Annotated in this window: 20 protein-coding genes; 14 read left to right on the forward strand and 6 right to left on the reverse strand. The window is 60.3% G+C overall.

Annotation, left to right across the window (positions count from 1 at the left end):
• Positions 1-28 precede the first annotated feature (28 nt).
• From IEX50_RS06670 to IEX50_RS17795, 5 genes are all read left to right on the forward strand, one after another.
• Complete coding sequence (locus IEX50_RS06670; RefSeq protein ID WP_157175080.1) at positions 29-451, forward strand: hypothetical protein; 423 nt, start codon at positions 29-31, stop codon at positions 449-451.
• Between the two features lie 832 nt (positions 452-1,283).
• The gene (locus IEX50_RS06675) at positions 1,284-1,532 is read left to right on the forward strand and encodes a hypothetical protein (protein ID WP_157175079.1); all 249 of its coding nucleotides are present in this window, start codon (positions 1,284-1,286) and stop codon (positions 1,530-1,532) included.
• A gap of 49 nt (positions 1,533-1,581) precedes the next feature.
• Positions 1,582-1,734, forward strand: a complete 153-nt coding sequence (locus IEX50_RS06680; RefSeq protein ID WP_157175078.1) for a hypothetical protein — start codon at positions 1,582-1,584, stop codon at positions 1,732-1,734.
• Positions 1,735-1,878: 144 nt separating this feature from the next.
• A complete protein-coding gene (locus IEX50_RS06685) occupies positions 1,879-2,715 on the forward strand; it encodes a class I SAM-dependent methyltransferase (RefSeq protein ID WP_157175077.1) in 837 nt (278 codons plus the stop codon).
• Positions 2,716-2,905: 190 nt separating this feature from the next.
• Positions 2,906-3,067 carry a DUF6961 family protein gene (locus IEX50_RS17795; RefSeq protein ID WP_373285293.1) on the forward strand — a complete coding sequence of 54 codons (162 nt, stop codon included), beginning with the start codon at positions 2,906-2,908 and terminating at the stop codon, positions 3,065-3,067.
• A 24-nt stretch (positions 3,068-3,091) separates the two neighbouring features.
• Here the strand turns inward: IEX50_RS17795 and IEX50_RS06690 are convergent, their stop codons facing one another.
• Positions 3,092-4,255 carry a hypothetical protein gene (locus tag IEX50_RS06690; protein WP_157175076.1) on the reverse strand — a complete coding sequence of 388 codons (1,164 nt, stop codon included), beginning with the start codon at positions 4,253-4,255 and terminating at the stop codon, positions 3,092-3,094.
• A gap of 1,159 nt (positions 4,256-5,414) precedes the next feature.
• On the opposite strand from IEX50_RS06690, the gene IEX50_RS06695 reads away from it, so the two are divergent.
• From IEX50_RS06695 to IEX50_RS06730, 8 genes are all read left to right on the forward strand, one after another.
• Entirely contained in the window at positions 5,415-5,762 is a 348-nt protein-coding gene (locus IEX50_RS06695; protein WP_157175075.1) for a hypothetical protein, read from the forward strand.
• 87 nt (positions 5,763-5,849) lie between these two features.
• Positions 5,850-6,164 (forward strand): hypothetical protein, encoded by a 315-nt coding sequence (locus IEX50_RS06700; RefSeq protein ID WP_188699426.1) that lies wholly within the window; start codon positions 5,850-5,852, stop codon positions 6,162-6,164.
• A 168-nt stretch (positions 6,165-6,332) separates the two neighbouring features.
• Complete coding sequence (locus tag IEX50_RS06705) at positions 6,333-6,773, forward strand: hypothetical protein (protein ID WP_157175073.1); 441 nt, start codon at positions 6,333-6,335, stop codon at positions 6,771-6,773.
• Between the two features lie 508 nt (positions 6,774-7,281).
• On the forward strand, positions 7,282-7,515 hold the full coding sequence (locus tag IEX50_RS06710; protein WP_188699428.1) for a hypothetical protein: 234 nt from the start codon (positions 7,282-7,284) through the stop codon (positions 7,513-7,515).
• Between the two features lie 123 nt (positions 7,516-7,638).
• Positions 7,639-8,025: a hypothetical protein gene (locus IEX50_RS06715; protein WP_157175071.1), complete on the forward strand. Its 387-nt coding sequence runs from the start codon at positions 7,639-7,641 to the stop codon at positions 8,023-8,025.
• 101 nt (positions 8,026-8,126) lie between these two features.
• Positions 8,127-8,540 carry a hypothetical protein gene (locus tag IEX50_RS06720; RefSeq protein WP_157175070.1) on the forward strand — a complete coding sequence of 138 codons (414 nt, stop codon included), beginning with the start codon at positions 8,127-8,129 and terminating at the stop codon, positions 8,538-8,540.
• A 51-nt stretch (positions 8,541-8,591) separates the two neighbouring features.
• A complete protein-coding gene (locus IEX50_RS06725) occupies positions 8,592-8,846 on the forward strand; it encodes a hypothetical protein (protein ID WP_157175069.1) in 255 nt (84 codons plus the stop codon).
• 42 nt (positions 8,847-8,888) lie between these two features.
• Entirely contained in the window at positions 8,889-9,434 is a 546-nt protein-coding gene (locus IEX50_RS06730; RefSeq protein ID WP_157175068.1) for a hypothetical protein, read from the forward strand.
• 181 nt (positions 9,435-9,615) lie between these two features.
• On the opposite strand, the gene IEX50_RS06735 is transcribed toward IEX50_RS06730, so the two are convergent.
• From IEX50_RS06735 to IEX50_RS06745, 3 genes are all read right to left on the reverse strand, one after another.
• Positions 9,616-9,804, reverse strand: coding sequence for a hypothetical protein (locus tag IEX50_RS06735; RefSeq protein ID WP_157175067.1), 189 nt, complete (start codon positions 9,802-9,804; stop codon positions 9,616-9,618).
• Between the two features lie 390 nt (positions 9,805-10,194).
• Complete coding sequence (locus tag IEX50_RS06740) at positions 10,195-10,911, reverse strand: haloacid dehalogenase type II (protein WP_157175832.1); 717 nt, start codon at positions 10,909-10,911, stop codon at positions 10,195-10,197.
• Between the two features lie 486 nt (positions 10,912-11,397).
• Positions 11,398-14,232, reverse strand: coding sequence for a M16 family metallopeptidase (locus IEX50_RS06745; RefSeq protein WP_184075040.1), 2,835 nt, complete (start codon positions 14,230-14,232; stop codon positions 11,398-11,400).
• Positions 14,233-14,637: 405 nt separating this feature from the next.
• Here IEX50_RS06745 and IEX50_RS06750 point away from each other — a divergent pair, with 405 nt between their 5' ends.
• Entirely contained in the window at positions 14,638-14,952 is a 315-nt protein-coding gene (locus IEX50_RS06750) for a hypothetical protein (RefSeq protein ID WP_184075041.1), read from the forward strand.
• Between the two features lie 287 nt (positions 14,953-15,239).
• Here the strand turns inward: IEX50_RS06750 and IEX50_RS06755 are convergent, their stop codons facing one another.
• Both IEX50_RS06755 and IEX50_RS06760 read right to left on the reverse strand, forming a co-directional pair.
• The gene (locus IEX50_RS06755; protein ID WP_157175064.1) at positions 15,240-16,439 is read right to left on the reverse strand and encodes an alkaline phosphatase; all 1,200 of its coding nucleotides are present in this window, start codon (positions 16,437-16,439) and stop codon (positions 15,240-15,242) included.
• Positions 16,436-17,884 carry a sensor histidine kinase gene (locus IEX50_RS06760; protein WP_157175063.1) on the reverse strand — a complete coding sequence of 483 codons (1,449 nt, stop codon included), beginning with the start codon at positions 17,882-17,884 and terminating at the stop codon, positions 16,436-16,438. The genes IEX50_RS06755 and IEX50_RS06760 overlap by 4 nt, the downstream gene beginning before the upstream one ends.
• Positions 17,885-18,068 lie beyond the last annotated feature (184 nt).

Consider the following 18,068-nt stretch of genomic DNA (forward strand, 5'->3'; position numbering starts at 1 on the left):
CATTCAATTCCTGAAGGAGTGTAGCCCAGTGATTGCTCTGCTCGCCCTTCTCCTAGTCACAACCCCCTCTATACCGGCGGACGCCCAGACCTGTCCGGGCGGACCGCTGTTTGGCTTTATTCCCGGCACCGCTCGTCTAGACACGCGTACCGAGGAGGTGATCGGCGCATACATCGCGAACATCAACGTTCCGCTGTGGCGTTCTGGCTGGATCACGGTCACTCCTACCGTTCCGGGACAGATCGACGGACCGGCGCGTCAACTCGCTGAGCGGCGCAAAATGACGATTGCGCGACGGCTTCGACACGAGGGTGTCGATGCTGACCGTGTCCGGTTTGCCGTTCTGCGATTTAGCGTGCCGGGGCAGGATGATGCTGATGTTTATCCCTCTACGTTGTCCACACCCCGAGCAGCGTGGGAAGCGCATGTTCCGCCGGAGATCGCGTGTTGAGTGTCACGCCCGCTGTTGACCGCGATCCGAATTTCGGCACGCTAATTAGGGAATGACCGCTAACGCCCAGTAGCAGTCATTCAGATTTGCTGGCACCATCCAGCTCATGACGCAGCGATCTGTTACGACCCGTGCTGTTGGCTTGATTGCGATAGTGTTGGCGTCTGCGGTAGCCGGATACGCGCTCGGGCTATCAAGACAACATGCCTCTGAAGTGGATCACATCCGGGCTGCCAAAGCTGCGGTGATCGCCCAGTCACGGGAAAGGTTGGGAGGCTCCCCAATTGTACAAGACGCAATTCGCCGGTGGTCGCTAAAGAATGGTGGAACGGTCGAGAAGGCGATGTCACCCTATCACGTCCAAGTAATCAACTTTCCCTCAATGTCCTGCGTGAATTTCGCACTCAGCGCAGGTGACGTGGGGGGCGAGCCGACCTACTGCTATGAGCCACGCACCGCCCGGCTCGTGTGGGAGAACAGCGACGTCGAGTGAGCGTCCGCTATCCACCACAATCGGACGTTCATTTCAGCGTTACGACTTGGGGCAGAGACGTGACGCGGTACCGGCCCGTACGGTTCCGCAAGTCGATCGGGCAGTGGCGCGCTAATCGGAACCTTGCCCAATAGGATGCGATCGATGCTGGCGAGGCCAGCTGGGACCGTCGCAGGGCCCGCGTTTACTCCGGCATCGGCGTCGAGCTATTCGAAGCGGCCGGCGCGCAGCCGATCGTCGATATCGAGCAGCGCTGGCTCGACGCCCTCGCACTGATCCGTCTGCACGGCGGTGAGGTGCGCGACTATTTCCACCAAGCGATCCCGGCGGCGAAGCGTGATGGCGACCACGACGCTGCTGTTCGGTGGCGCTCGATGGCGCGCGAAGTCGGCCGGATCGTCGAAAGTGCGCAGCGCCGGCCGCGAACTCGAAGATGATTCAATCCCGGTCGCAAGTTTGGTCGATCAGAAACATAAAAATCGATCGAAAACCTCGCGAGACGTCGAAAACCCGCAGGGAGGACCCGTGACAGCCTCGGAAACCCTCCCCCTGCCCCATACGGGCATCCTCAGGCCCTCACGCGCTTGACGAGCGCCTGTCATCCCCGCAGCATTCCATTTGGGCGAGGAGCGTGACCATGACCGACCACGAGACCACCGCATATGAAGACCGTCTGATGGCGATGTCCGAGACCGAACTGCGGGCGCTCTGGGACGCGGTCAACGGCGAACCCACCAACGAGCAAATGCTGACGCTAGGTGAGATGGAGCGGCGCAACATGGACCTCTGATCTCGCCGATAGGCGGACGACAAGACTAACGATCAGTGGCAAGTCCTTTGGATCGTCCACATTGGAATTTCATCAAGGTCGGTTGCGCCATTGCGGCTGATGCGACAATTTCCGTGAACACCCCAACAAGAAGAGCAGCCACTTATGACGCTTTCTCATGCAGACGCAGACGTTGGTAAGGCTGGCATGGCGGGGGAGCTCGAGCCCTGGCTTGCCTTTAACAAAGGGCCCGGCTTGCTTGATGAGGAGGGTCGGCAGTATGTTTCGGCGTTTCCACCCGCTGATCTCATGGAACTCACGACGACTGAGAGGACTGAGATTGCGTTCACCGAGCATGGCGTGACATGCAGCCGCGCTCTGTCGGCAGCATCCCCGGTACCGCTGAACAAGTTCGCGCGGATCCTCGATTTTGGCTGCGGTGTCGGCAGGCTGGCTCGCATGTTCAAGGGATTCAGCGGTGAATACGTCGGCGTAGACGTCCACCAGCAGAGCATTGAATGGATGCAGGGGGCACTGCCGTATGTGGAGGCATACCAGACAACCCCTCGGCAGCCGCTGCCATTCCCAGACAACCATTTCGATTGCGTGGTAAGCATTTCTGTATTTACGCACATGAACGAAGCCGATCAGCGGTTCTACCTTAGCGAACTTAAGCGTGTTACCAAATCGGGCGGCACACTTCTCCTGACCGTTCACGGTTACCGCGCCCTCAGCCGCGCGGTTAATGAAGAGCGGATATTCCAGATGATGAATACACCGCGGGAGGAACTCGAGCTTGCATTGACCTCCTTAGCTGACGGGTCCGGGTTTCATTTCTATAATCAAATGGCACATCTCTCCTCAGAAGCTTATGAATATGGCATAACCTTCTCTAACCGAAATTATCTCCAACGCGTCTGGGGTGAGTATTTTAACGTTTTGAACGTTGTCGCTGGCGGTATTCACGATTTTCAGGACATCGTTGTTTTAGAGGCGCGGTGACCAAGCATCCGGTTGCGTCGACGGGGCATGGAGACGCTGACGTCGACGCTTCCCATCTGTCCGAGATACAAGGTAGAAGCGATCGAGGACGCGAAGACAACCTAGATACTATACTAGTCGACCGACGAATGGACCAATGATGACAATTGAGCTAGCAGATTGGCAGATCTCAATCATTGCGCAGCATTACATGCGCAATCATGGCAAACACGCCACGGCTTATATCGATGAGCGGATTTGCAATCTCACATGGGCGGGGAACAGAGCAGGTGCTGAGACCTGGGAGCGCATAGCGACCCGCGTCGAAGAGCTGTCCAGCCAAGACAGGACCGGACAGCAAACCTCGCATTAGAGGCGGGCATGAGACCGATGCGTATCAACCGCGTAATATCGCCATTTCATTTAGGATGGCTGTTGCGATCTGCCGCTCAAATTCGATCCCCGGAATACTCTCATAATCCTCGGGCTTGAACCAGACATACTCCGCGGCGGGCAACGCGATCCGCTTCATGGTTGCATGCGGTTGCGATACCGGCTCGGTGGTATCTCGATGGGGATCTATGATTAGGATACGGTAGTTCTGGTCCTTGTTGAGCGCAGCAAGCGTCGCGATTAGGCGGTTCATATCGCCGGATTTTTCACGATAGTGGACGAAGATTCGTGCGCGGCCAACGAAGGCATCGTTCAAGTTCGAGATGGCGCCATCGTATTTAGACCGTAGGGCTTGGTAGTCGTTGGCGCACCATGCCGTCCCCTGTTCGTGATTGAACTGGAAGCCGCTCGACACATGATAAGGAAGCGGCGTTCCGATGTCGGTCGGAAAGGTTGCAAGCTGGGTGGGGTCCAGAAGCGACTGCAGCCCGGATGCGAACAAGTTCGAAGGCGTTTCCGGCGCGCATTGCGCGAGGTTGAAGACGCTCTGTTCATGGTCCGCGCCCGGATCTGCGCGCAGGCCCCATCGGTTGGCGACCATCCACGGCAAGCAATTGTCCCCGATGGACACGACTTTTATCGTCGGCTGGTCGAGGCTTTGCTGGACCTCGGCTGCCGTTCGAATACGGTCGATTAGCTGCGGCGATATGGAAAATCCTGATCGGCCGGCCGGGGCAGTGATCGCAGCCAGAGCGATGTCGAACTGGCCCACCATTGAGGCCCCTCGCCATATGCCGCGAAGTTGGCGTGGCGAGAGCTGGTCCAGCTGCGCTGCAAGCGCACTGAACAGCATGCGGGCGCGGTCGTGACGCCCGGCATCGATCGAAACCAGCGCCGCTTCATATTTCAAGTCCGGTACCAGGTCGAAGCGGTCCGCTTGGTGAACGAGAAACGACGAGGCTTCATCCCATTCGCCACTGCGTTTCAGGACTGCACCGATCAGCAACGCCAGTTCAGCATGACCTGCCGACGGGAGCCACGGCATCGCATGCGCTAGCAGCCCTTCCATGTCGGCATAGGCAAAGCCGTGTTCCAGCGCCCCTCGGCACATGTCGATGGCCCCGCGAAGGCTGGCTGACAAGGTCATGTTGTCGTTCGCGTCCGTCACTTAAAGTCTCCACGCTTCGACCAGGACAACCCCTCGCCTGAAATGCCGGTTAAGTGCGAAGATTGGCGCACGAGACGTTATTGCACAACATCGTCAAAGGTTCGGCCCTGTCATAAGCGGTATCGGCCGTTTTCGGCAATGATAGCGCCTAGACCGGGTAACGTCGGAGAGGCTGGGAGCGCTAACTGATCGGCGAGACGGCACCTCGCTCGGCCTATCGAAAGGCGGGCGAGTTCAGTATGTTCGGCTCGTGAAAGACGAACTCCCGCCGCCGATGACGTGCGATGAACTCGGCCATGAGTGGCAGATCCTCCTCACAGCCGAGGGTCAGCCCCTGCGCGCGGTCGGCCGCTGCTGCGGCGTGAAGGCCACAGTAGTGCGGGGGACGTGGGTCCTGGACCCCCCGGAGCGCGGAACAGACGAAGCTTAGCCCCGACTTGCCGGGCTGATAAACGACCACCCGCGATACCCGCACCGCTGGCAGACCAGCTTGTTCTGAAAGTCCCGCACCGTGCGCTACCTTGGCGTCGACGTCGAGGATGCCCTGACGTTGGCAGAGGGCATCGAGGTGTAGCCGTCTTCGGCTCCTCGTCAGCTGCGGGGAGCCAAATCGGCTGCTCCGGCTGCGAAACCGGCGGGTCAGCAAACCGCCATTATTGGACGTTCAGCCCACTGCGCGTCCGTTCGCCTTCATGCGCTCGACGAGCTTCGAAGCAATCGACCGGAGTGCAGCACCTTCCGCCGCTATTTTCATGGCAGCGCTGAATGGGTCGGGTCCGACAATACGCCACAAACATTCGCCCAACTCATTCACGATGTCACCCTCGTCGGCAGCAAGCCAAGAACCCACGCCCTGCCGGGGGTCTCCGTGTAAGTCCAAGTCTTGGATCAGCGTATCGGACGCCCACTGCACCCAATCGCCGCATCCATTCTTGCTCGCTAGGATGCCAGCCGCCAGATACAGGTCGCGTCGCCCCGGCCACTTCCAAACGTAGGTTTTCACTCTCCGAACCATGACGCTACTTTGTCGAAACAACAACGTCCGCTTTCCACCAGACCCGGACATTTCGTGGGACCGACCGGCGAATGTCCGGAAACGCCCAATAGCGGACATCAGCGGCATGGTGTAATCCGCGTGTTGGACAACAGTGGAGGTCCTATGCTGGTCCTGATCATGCTACTTCAGAGTTGGGCTGCTGCCGGGACGGCCAGCGAGTATCCTTATGTTCGTTGTGCCGCCGAGAAAGTTTTTAAAGCAGCAGCGACTGAGAACCCAGAAGCGGCCATCGCTGCAGCCGAGAAGGACTGCGTCCAGCTTCGTGCGGCAAGCATCGCTCTCATGAAAAACGACTATGTCCGGGAGACCAACGCTTCCCTATCGGAGGTGCAGTCGATACCGACCGCACAACTTGAGACCGTTACCGTCGAACAGGTCCGCCACATGTTGAGGCAGATCATCTCGGAGAAGCGCAGCGCAGCCGTGCCGTCATCAGCGAACTTCCGCTAACGACCATCGGACGTTTCGGCCCGCCGACCGGTGAACATCCGCAAACGCCCAGTTGCGGACGTTCCCAGACCCTGCCACGTTGCTCGAATGGAACCGGCGGGGCAGACTGAGCAGGAACCAGCTAAAGACGTTGGAGACGCGTGGACAATGCTCATCGTCAACGCGATTTTCATAGGGTTCTGCGTCGCACTCATAGAACAGCTTCCCTTCCAGAGTCGTGAGCAAGAGTTCTGGTATCGTTGCGGCTCACTGGGCTTGATTATGGCTGGCGTGGTTCTTCCAGAAGTTGCGATCTATACCATTCGTCAATCACGTTTGGTTGTATTCTGTTTGAACGCATGGATGTCTGCAATTCTGATTGCGCTTCTGGGGTGTGGAATGATGTTGAGCGGGGGTGTCTGACCAAGACTGCCCTATGCCTGCTAACCACCAAACCCGGACCTTCCCGTTGAACGATCGACGAATGGCCGCAATCGCCCAATTGCGGGCATTATCGTCACAAGCCACAACGGGTAAAACGAGGCCGGAGCAACACGGAACATGCATCAAGACGCAAGCACATTAGTGAGTGTGACCGACCTCGTGCGAAACTTCGCGAAGGGATGCCGGGGGTTGGTGCCGACAATGGATGCGGCCCTTGTTCCGTGGTCGGAGGAGGAGCAGCACGATAATTGGGAACGGGTAGCATCGGTGCTGTTCATGACGCTTGTTTCCGAGCCCTGTGAATATGCTGCTGTAGGCGAAGACGGGCTCTCGCTGATCAGCACCGTGCCTTACGGCTGGGACGTGCCACCCGTCGACTGCAACGCTTATCTCGCGGCAACGGCCGGGCATGATGTGCCAATGCGGGTGGTAAGGTTATCCTCATCGCAACAGCCGTTCGACCAGGCGATCATCACCAGCTCGAGCGGGACTGAGCGCATTTCGCTTTCCGACGCTTCATTCAAATTCGTGTTTGCGCCTGCGAACGGCGATGGACGTGTCGTGGAGCACGTGGACCTAACTCTCTGACGTCCACTTTCCACCAAGCCCGGACGTTCGGCAGGACGATCGCGCGAATGTCCGCAAACGCCCAATTGCGGACATAGCGCCACGGACGCCCCTTGCCCGAAACCTGCCGGTCGTTCAGCATAGGTCCGTGGGCGACAGGGGGTATCAAGGCGGTAGTACCGCAGGAAGCAAGTGGGGCTGCGGCGTCGCAGCTTTCGTGACCGCGCCGCTATTCTTACATCTTCCTGATCGCTGACGCTCTGGGCGATTGCGCCCCGGACGTTGAATGCAAGAAGGGCTTCGTTCAATTTGTTCTGCTTCCAAGTACGGCTATCGCTCTCGGGCTGTTCATCACAGTCCGGTTTGTCGTGAACCGGATGCGGCGATCCGATCTCGACAACTAAACCCGTTCCAGACAGGACGACGTCGTTCCGCTTTCCACCACTATCGGACGGTCCGGTCTGTCGACCGACGAATGTCCCGAAACGCCTAATTGCGGACATCGACGGTGAGGCTCTAAGCACGCATGATGACCGCAACCCCGATCCACGCTTTCCTTCGCCAGCTTGACGCGAGCCGGACACACTATTCTCTAAGCTCGGTTCGCGAGGCCGCGGTGATGGTGCACGTGGCGCTTCCCGGCGAGCGCTGGGAGGTAGAATTCTTCGCAGACCGTGAGCCGGAGGTCGAAGTCTTCCGCAGCGATGGAAAGATAGGTGGGCCGGAGAGGGTCGCGGAACTGTTGCGCAACGTCGTGGACTGAACGTCCGCCCCCTAACACGTCCGGACGTTCACAATCGGCCGGGCAGACGCTGACTTAGCGGACCGGCTGGAAACGCTAAATAGCGGACGCTAGGCCGGGCGATCGAAGATGTTAAAAGCAACTATGTTCATCCGCTTTGTCATCAGTCACATCGACAGCGATTCTGGGCGGCGACAAGGCCTTTTTCAAGCTGGTGATGACCTGCTCGGAGACGGTTGTATGGCTGAGGGTGACGCTGAAGAACTCCGCGCCACTTACGGTTGGTTCAAGGCAAATCTCGCGGTGCCGACTCGCTTCTCACTTTCCGCGCGACCGCATGCGAAGGCCCAAGCCATAAGTTGGTTTCGGGATACCGCTGCCGAACACGTCCGGCGGATGCAAAGCTATCAGCGATTGCTGCAAGCCTACGGCTTGAGCGTTATAATGCTCCGCACCGCGCGCCCCGGTTACATCGTCTATGAGGACGACGTCCAAGTGGTTGCCTATCCGTTTGCCGACACCCCTTGTTGAATGTTCGCTTTCCTCCACGATCGGAAGTTCCGCTCGGCCATCCAACGAAAGTCCGCTGACGCCCAGTTGCGGACATTCATTCATTACGGCAGGTTCCGTGGATGATCTTTGAGTATCGCTTCCGCCGCCATCCAATCCTAGTCGCGCTCGCCGCGGTGCTAGGCTTCGGTATTCAATGCGCGGAGAGGCTGATGTTCAGCAATTCACTTGGCAGACCGATCGCCATTGATGAACCGATCATATTCGTTTGGAGCGCGCTCTTCACTGCTTTGCCGCTGATGGTCTTAGCTTTTCAGGCACGCCAGCATGTCCTCCCTTGGCTTGCAGGCCTTGGGGTTTCTCTTTGGTTGGCATGGTGGTGGCTCCAAAAAGGTATCGCTTATCAGCGAAATCCAGATGGCTCCGGCGTCGACATGGGTGGGGCAATCATGATGCTGCTTGCGCCATTCGCGATAACGGTAGCGTGCCTTTGGTTAAATCGCTGGCTAACCCGTGACGCCGCAAACGTCCGCTAACGCCCACTTGCAGACGTTGCCGGGGGAGCGCCGATGTAGCAATCTGCTGCTGTGACCGACGCTCGCACCTTCCTGCTCGCGGCCCTCCGACGCGTGATCGATGGCGGAGACGTGACGAAGAACGAGCTTGGCGCGGCGATCGCTGAGCCAGCCGATTTGCGGGGCGCGGAGCGGAAGGCGTGGCACGGCCTCAGCTACTGGGCCGATGATGACGACATTCGTGCAGAAGACCCGGCTTATGCGCCATTGCGTAGGCGGCAGCTTGCCGACCTGCTCTCCGGCTTGGAACATGAGAAGGTCGGGTAGCGCTCGATTGCGGACCTAGGCTTCGTGTTGCAAAGTCCAGACATGGACATCAAGCAATTGCGCGGGACTGTGGGAGCGGCGTTAGCCGAAGCGGGCCTCACCAAACAGTCGCTTTTTCCGAAGGGTGATAAGGTTTGGCAGCTATCCCGACCCGAGGTAGTGCCGTACTTTTCGCCATCTCCTTACCGGCGGACGTGGGGGTTCGTTTATTGCGGTGTTTTAGGGTTGGAGATTCCAGCGCTTCGAACATGGCTGCTGAAGCATAAACCGGGTGATGAGGCCGGCATATTCCGTGGGGCCTTCACGGGATACTTCTCGACAAACGACGAATTACTCAGAGGCTTTATGGTTGAGCATGGCTTGCCAGTGCCGGCGGAATTATGGGCAGGACTTATCGTCGACCGGCTTGCCGCTGTCCCATTCACTGTTGAGGAGTTGCTTTTTCAGTACAGGAGCAACCGTCAGCGCCTTGGCTGGTTCGCCCATCTCCACGATCGTCATGCCTGGGACTTTCTTCTTGCATGGAGCAAGGACCCCGATCCGGCCCTGCACGTCCCAAAGATGGCTCCTGACGGCCGCATTGCCTGATGTCCGCTTTCCACCACAATCCGACGTTCCGGCCCCGCGATCCGGCGAATGTCCGCAAACGCACAATAGCGGACATTCGTTATCAGCGAACGGATGCCTAGAAGCGACCGACTGGGAAAAGCGAACGAACTAATCTGGTACTATTTTTCGGTATCGCGTTTCGGTGTTCGCCAATCCTCGTTTAACGTGACGAAGCGGATCGCCCTTGCAGAAGCACAGCGGCTTTAAGCAGACGTTCCGATAAGCGAAGTGCTTCGATTGCGCTCAGCGAAATGAGTTCACCATCCGGCACACCCATGTGGATGCAATCGGTACCGACCGTGAGATGAATCGGTTCGGCCATATTGGCGTTGGGCGTGGTGATGCTCATAGGTATCTCGGATGTATGGGCCGCGTGCGAACGTTATCGCCGGCCACTTAAAAAAGATTGTTGATTTATGTTATTATCCTTTGTTGAATGCTGGACTGCTACGAAAGACTGATTTTTGTACGGTAGCATGTGCGGGTTGCCTTATGGTCCGCTCGATCGGAACGGTTCATGCCAAGTGGCGGACCCCGCCGCTTTCCGACCCGCAGGAGCGGCAGGGTGTGTGGCCCGCTTCTATTTTCGTCGAACGCCCGGTCGGCCCCCGCACTCCATTTGATCAATGTCCGTTTTCCACCAAGGCCAGACGTTCGCACCGGCTATCAGGCGAGGGGCTGAAAACGTCCAATAGCGGACATCCCCTTGGACAGCCCGGTCCAACGACAACCAGCGTCGTCAGGACGGGAGGAGCAGTTCCGGCAGTCCGGACAGATCGTTCAGCGTCGCGTCGGGATGCCAGGCAGGATCGAGCGGTTCGCCCTCTCGATCGATCCAGACGGACCGGATGCCGAGTTCCTGGCACACTTTCAGGTCCGTGAACTGACCCATGCCCACATGGATCGTTTCGTCTTTGGAGACACCCATGGTGGCGTATGCGTGAAGGAAGAGCTGGTGGTCGGGCTTGTACGCCCGCGCCTGTTGAGCAGTGACGACAAAGTCGATGGGTGTCCCGATCGCCCGCACGGTTCCGGCGATAAGGTCGTCCCCGGAGTTGCTGATAATGGCGATCCAGTAGCGTTCACGCAGGCGGGAGAGCGCGTCGGGGACCTCGGGATGAGGATCGATCCGGCCCAGGGTTGCCAAGAGCATTTGAAAGTCGGCTGCCGCTGCCTCGTAACCGGCTTCGGACAGTGCCTGGTTCAAACTAATATCCAGCACGGTTTCATAATCAACAAAGCCGGCCTGTTGCTGGTGCTCCACTGCGATCGCACGCAGTCGACTTGCGAGTTCGGCAACCCGTTCCTGCGAGGTGTTCGCCTGCAGGTGGCGATCGAGAATGGCTCGAGCGGCCTGCCGCACGGCACGATGCCACTGAACCAGCGTGCCATAGCAGTCGAAGGTAATGACCTTGGGCGGCGGATTGAGGTTGAGGATGGGACATACTCCGACAATGCTGCTCGCTCATGCAACGGTGGAAACCTTATCACGCCAGCAGCGCCACGATAAAAGATGAGCACGAAATGCGGACTGAGGCTCTTTGCCATGACGCGATCGTTTTATTTGGAAAGCGAATGTCGGCTTTCCACCAGAGTGCGACATTAGTGATCGGCAAAGCGGACGCCCGAAAGCCGCCCGTCCGCAAACGCCCAAACCCGGACGTTCGCGATCATAGCCTGACGCGACGCCGCTGTCGCAAAAAGGGCCGACATTCGAGACGTCCGAAACTTAGGATATCAGCGACACGGCCGAGCAGAACGGCGAAAGCGAACCATCTGCAAAAGCCCAGAAATCGCCATTCGGGTTTTGACCCCACCCTTCCCAATGCAGTCATACCACGGTGAAAATAACTTGAAGCGTCGGATCTGTTTATCCACACCGGTTCGATCATCTAATTTGTAATAGGGCCCTCGACCGGCACCGATACTATCTACATTCCGTTTAATGAGCTACTTCGGGCAAGACTTTAATGGTGAAGCAGTGTTCCACCGTCAGGTAACGCGCCGTCACGCGCTGGACCGACGCGGCGGTGAGCCCCTTCAACCGGTCCGTGCTGCCTGCCAGGCTTGACACGAAGTCGGGCGAGAGCTCTCTGCCGAGAACGCCGACCCACCAGCCATTGTTCTCACGGTTGCGTTCGGCAGCGCTGATCGCGGTCGTCTGCGCCCGTCCGAATTCGTCGGCCGTCGGCCCCTTGGCGGCAAGATCCGCAAGAACCGCGTCGAGCGAACGTTCGAACCCGTCGATGCGCGTCGCCTGGACCTGCGCGCCCGCGACCAGCACGCCGAAGCGCGGCAGCTCCGATGACTGGCTGTGCGCGGCAAGCGGCGAATAGGTCGATCCCTCGCTTGCGCGAAACCCTTCCGTCAGGCGGGCCTGCACGATGGCCGTGGTCAGATCCAGAGCGGCGCTGGTTGCGGGCTGCTCCAGAAACCCCAATGTCGGGAAGGCGCGCATGACGAGCGCCTGGCCTGGGTCGCCCTTGTGACGCAACATCACGGGCGTTGCCGGCGGTGTCGCCTGCACGTCGATAGCGAACGCTGGCGCGGCACGCCGACCACCCAGGGTGCCTAAGCTATGAGCGACCGCCGCGACGACGGCCGATCGGTCGACGTCGCCGACAACCACGATCCGCAGCGGCCCGCGGCCGAGCCGTTCGGTCCAGAACTGCCGGAAGGCAGGCAGTGACAGGCTTGCGATCGTTTCCTTTGGGGGTATTGCCAAGAAGCGGTCGTCGCCGCCATGCAGCGCTGCGCCGCCGAACGCCTGCAGCACGCCGACCGGCTGGCTGAAGATCGACGCATAGTTAGCGAGCGTAGCATCGCGCACCCGGGCGACACTGACCGCGTCGAAGCGCGGCTGCTGAAGTGCACCGGTAACCAGCTTAAGCATGTCGCCGAGGTCGGCGCCGTTGGTTGCGCCAGTCAGGATCAGCGCGTCGAGCCCCTGTTGCGCGACGAAACCGACCTGCCGCCCCGCCGCGGCACGGGCAAGTTCGTCCGGCGAGAACGGTCCGACCCCCGCCGCGGTGAGCGCCGGTGCCGTCCACCAGAGAGCAAGATCGCCGCGTGGCTCGCCCAGCAGGCCGCGCCCGACCTGAACGCGCACGAGCACCCGGTCCTTGTCGAACTCGGTGTGCTTGAACACGAGTTCGACGCCGTTCGAGAAGCGCACGATGTCGGCGTTAAGCGAAGGGATGGCCGTGGTGCCGGTGACGGTTGCCGGTTTTCCCCCAAGGATCAACTGATCAAGCGATACGGCACGCAGCAGCTCGGTCGCGCCGCCGGCCACTTTCTGTGCAGCCGCCAGTGCCTGCGTCATGGCAGCGATGCCCCCCGGGACCGGTTGCGGCCCCGCGACGAACAACCGCGGCGCAGGCGCTAGCAGCCGTTTAAGGACCGCCTGCACCGCCACCGGCGTGAGGCTGGGGCGCTGTGCAGCAAACAACTTTGCATAATAGTCGGGCGAGGCGACCACGTCCGCACTCTCCACCGCCGCGATCATCGAGTTGGCAAGCGCCGGGCCTGTCTGCGTGGACGCAGAGGCCGCACGTTGCTGGAGCCAGGTCGCAAGTCCGGCCGCCTGCTGGTCGATCTCGGCTTGGGCGGGCGGATTTGCGACGACCCCGTTCAGCACCGCATAGGCCTGATTCAGCGCCGCATGCGATTGGCTGGACTTCGCGCCGATCTGAACGAGCACCTGATCCGCGATACGGCGCTGCTGTACCAACTGCACGCTCACATTGACGAACGCCGCACCACGCTGGGCGGCGGCCGCGAACCGTTGGTTGAGGATGCCAATCGCGACCCTTTCGGCAAACTGCTCCTGCTGGCGGGCGACGTCGAACGTCCGGTCGAGATGGGGGGCGACAAAACCGAGCAACAACAGATCGGGCAGCTGTGCGTCAGCCAACGTCACGACCGGCGACGCCGGTGTGACAGGTGCGCCCCAGTCGGGCGCGGCGAGTGCCTCGCCCTCTGCTTTCCAGCCACCGAACGCACGGCGCACTTCCGCTTCCAGCAACGCGGGATCTGCATCGCCGGCGACTACCACGACGGCATTGTCCGGCCGGTACCACGCTTCGTAATAGGCCTTCAGGGTACTGGCATCCGCCTGCCCCAGCGTCCTGGCTGTGCCGATCACGTCGCGCGTCGCTGCCCTGGTGCCCGCATAGAATAATGGCTGTTGGGCATCGCGCAGCTTGCGAGCGAGCGGGCTTAGCCGCTGGGCAGCTTCGGCGCCCACCACCTGTCGTTCGGTCGCAAGCAGCGCCGGATCGATCTTGGCAGTATCCATCATGTCCGCCAACACAGACATCGCCGTCGCATAGCTTGCCGGATCCGCCCGCGGCAGATCGAGTTGGAAGGTCGTCGATGTCAGCGTTGTCGCGGCATTGGTGTCCGAACCGAACGTGGCGCCCAGCCGCTCCCAAAGCTTCATGCCCTCGCCGTCCGCGTATCGGGCGGTGCCGCGAAAAACCATGTGCTCCAGAAGATGGGACCAGCCCTGCTGGTTGTCCGCTTCCATGAGACCGCCGACGCCCACGCGCACCCGGACCGCGATCGTGCCTGCCGGCTGGCTACTCCGCCGTACCGCATAGCGCAGACCGTTCGGCAAGGTACCGAGCCGCCACGTGGGGTCGACCGGAATGTCGCTGGCCTGACCCAGCCAGTTGGCCATCACCACGCCTGGGCTCGCCGTTGGCGGCGTTTGCGCCGCGGCCGGCATTGCCGTCAGCGCAACTATGGATACGGCACAAGCAAGCAGACTTTTCAAGATTGTTCCCCTGGTCGTTTGACGACCGATCCGCATCTAGCAGTTCTGCACCCATCCCAATTGCGTTTCTTTGCAATAAGCTGCCGCAATAACGCTCTAATGACCGAGGAAGGGCAGCCGCGCGTGGTTGCAATGGCATGATTGGAAAAGTTCGTCGGAAAGGCCGGCATCCTGTGGGATAAGCATTCTCATTCACCGATCGTTTCCGGGAAGGCGTCTATCGGCGGTGCCTCGAAAAAGCCTCCTTGCATTCCAGCGGGTGGCGCCATGCCGCTGTCGCAAAAGTGGCGACATTCTAGACGTCCGAAACTTAGGACTTGCGCGACACGGTCGAGCAGGGTCCGAAAGCGGACTGTCCGTTAACGCCCAGTTGCGGACGTTCCCAGACCCTGCCACGTTGCTCGAATGGAACCGGCGGAGCAGACTGAGCAGGAACCAGCTAAAGGCGTTGGAGACGTGTGGACAATGCTCATCGTCAACGCGATCTTCATAGGGTTCTGCGTCGCACTTATAGAACAGCTTCCCTTCCAGAGTCGCGAGCAAGAGTTCTGGTATCGTTGCGGATCACTGGGCTTGATTATGGCTGGCGTGGTTCTTCCAGCAGTTGCAATCTATACCATTCGTCAATCACGTTTGGTTGTATTCTGTTTGAACGCATGGATGTCTGCAATTCTGATTGGGCTTCTGGGGTGTGGAATGATGTTGAGCGGGGGTGTCTAACCAAGACTGCCCTATGCCTGCTAACCACCAAACCCGGACACTCCCGATCAACGATCGTTTGTGAGAAGGCATCTAGCGGATAGCTCGCCTCGAAAAGTTTCTTCGCAGTCCACCATCTGGCGCCATGCTAGTGTCGCAAAAGTAGCGACATTCGAAACGTCCGAAACTTAGGACAGTCGCGAGAGAGACGGCCTAAATCGTGACGGTCCTTGTCGATCAAGAAACGGACCTGCGCCGGACGAGAAACAGGTCTGAGTATCAGTTGCTCTCGCCCGGCCCCGCAGTCGTTATTTCGGCTCGGGTTTCCAGCCATAAGCCCCGAGCATGACGTCGAACAGACGCGCGTTGGCAAAGAAGCCATGCACCTGTTCCGCGCCGGGTCCTGATGCGGCGGCAATGACTTCTTCGCCGGTGTGCGTGGCCTGGACACTCATTACCGCGTTGGTAGCAACAGTCACGCCAGGCTTGGCGGCTTCGGCTGCGTATTGGTCCGCCAGCGGTGCGTTGCGCTGACCACCGCTCATCCGTAGTCCGAAGCTGTGGTCGGCCGTGAACAGGATCAACGTGTCCTTGCCCGCGACTGCGCTGATCCGACGGATCATTTCATCCATCTCGACTACGTGACGCAGTCCCTTGTCGGGATTGCTGGTGTGCATGTCCCACTCGACCATCAGGAAATAGCCCTTTGGGTTGCGAGAAAGCTGACCGATCGCCGCTTCCACAGCCGGAATGGGTGCGAAATCCTCGTCCCGGAGCACGACGGCGCGATCGGCCTCACCAACCAGCGCCGGCTCGGTCCCGAATTTGTAGCCCGCAGCGGTGAAGGCCTGCTCAGCGGTCCGTGGTCCCTTGGCGAACGACGCGACGGCGTCCGCCTGGCCCTTGCCGACCAGGATGTCGACGCCGTTACCGAAGCGGGGTGCGAGCATCTGCCGGAAGATCTCGTCCTTGTCCTTACGCGAAGCGACGTGCGCGTAGCAGGCCGCGGGGGTGGCATCCCATATTTTCATGTTAGTGATGACGCCGGTCGAAAGGCCGCGCTGTTCCGCGTATTCCAGCACCGTCTTCAACGGCTTCACCGGTCCGGCGCCGTCCGCCGGCAGAACGGACACCATGGAATTATTGGTCTTAGCGCCCGTCATGATCGCGGTCATCCCCGCGCCGGAGTCGGTGACCCAACGGTTGAGCGACGACGTGTCGGAAAGGCCGACATAGGGCATCGACTGGATGAACAGCGACTGCGGCTTGTTGTGCGCGAGGATACCGGCAGCGTTGACCGTCGAGACGCCACCTGCATCGCCAAGGAACAGGATGACGTTGCGCGCCTTTGTTGGAACGGGGGCAGCGGCACCCGCGGTAGCACCGGCAAGCAGGGTGCCGGCGATGCACCCGGTGGTTGCCAGCCGGGCAAGCGCCCGACGGAAACCACGATGCGGGCCGCGGATCAGGGCGGTCACGCCATTCGCGGGAACGAGACGGTTGTTCATGATGGAACTCCTTGTTGGATGTGAGATGAATCGAGGTTGCGTGGCAGGATCAGCCGCGCACGCAGACCGGGGTGATTGTCTTCGAGCACAAACGTGCCGCGGTGGAGCGACGCGACAGCGCTGACCAGGCTCAGGCCCAGACCACTGCCGGGGCTGCTCCTCGCATCGTCCAGCCGCCCGAATTTACGCAGCGCATCGCCGCGGCGATCGGCGGGGATGCCGTTGGCGCGGTCGGCGACCACCAGATGCACGGCATCGCCTTCGGCCGTCGCCTGCAACAGGATCTCGCCGCCGCCGACGCCGTATTTCAGCGCGTTGTCGATTAGGTTTGCCACGGCCCGGGCGACCAGACCGCGGTCACCCAGCATGTCGAGACCGGAGGCGCATTCAATCGCGATCCCTACCGTGCGGGACAGGGCCAGCGGCTGGTAGATTTCCCCCAGACCGCGCAGCAGCTCGCCGGCATCGAACGCTTCGAACGCACCGCGCCCGATGCCCGCTTCGGCACGACTGATCTCCAGCGCGCTTTCCAGCATGTGCAGGACGAGTTCGACCTCCTGCTCTATGGCCCGGAACCGGGGGCGCTGGTCCAGTCCCGGCGCGTCGTCCTGCGCATGCGCGAGCTGGATATGGATGCGGGTCAGCGGCGAACGCAGGTCGTGGGCCAATGCGTCCGTCAGCATGCGGTGTTCGCCCACCAGCACCTCGAGCCGATCAAGCATCACATTGAGCGTCGTCCGTAGCCGGTCGACGGGATCGCCGCTTCCGTCGGTCGTCGCCCGACGAGCAAGATCGCCAGCGGCGACCTGATGGCCGACTACAGCGATGGCCTGCACCATTCGGTTCATTTCATGAACGATGACGACACTGCCCAACAAGCCGATGGGAATGGCAAGGGCGAAGGCGGCGGCTAGGCCCCGTAACAGCGCCGTCTGCATGTCCACACGGTTGTCGAGCAGGCCGCCCAGCAATAGGCTATGGCCCGTGGGCAAACGCGTCGTCAGCGTCAAATACTCTTCCGATTTCGCCGCCCGGTCGTGACGCAGCATGGTCGGCGTCCAATCTTGCGGCGACCCGACCCCGGCAGGCCAGGCGGCTAGGTTGCCGGCAAGCTTTCGGCCATGCCGGTCGACCAGCAAAATGGCGGTTCGGTCGCGGTGCGCGCGCTCCGCCCGACTGGTCACCGCGAGCGTCAGTTTGTCGATGCCGCCGATCCTGTACTGTTTCTCCAGATTGCTCTGGCGAAACTCGAGCGGTCGCTGGAAATCCTCCAAGAGGATCTGGTCAGTTTTGATATAGACGTAGAGCAACGCCGGCACGGTACAGCCCACGGCAAGCGCCAGGTGCAGCAGCAGGAAGCGCGCACTAGTCGACCGCCAGATCGGCCGCCGTCCCTGCCGGTCGCGCAGCCACGTCGCTAAGGGCCAGGTTCTGCCGATGGGCATTACATCCGGTCCCGAAGACGCGGCTTGCCGTAGGCGTTGCAGGCGCCGGGCCGCAGCCTGCCGCGCCACGCGCACGTTGCGGGTCTCATATGCCGCATGCCGTTCGAAGCCGGTACGTCGGCAAGGCGGTATCGGCGCATAACGTAACTACGCATCATCAAAACGCCTCTTCAAAATCGATCCA

Source organism: Sphingomonas prati (assembly GCF_014643515.1).
Lineage (GTDB): Bacteria > Pseudomonadota > Alphaproteobacteria > Sphingomonadales > Sphingomonadaceae > Sphingomonas_R > Sphingomonas_R prati.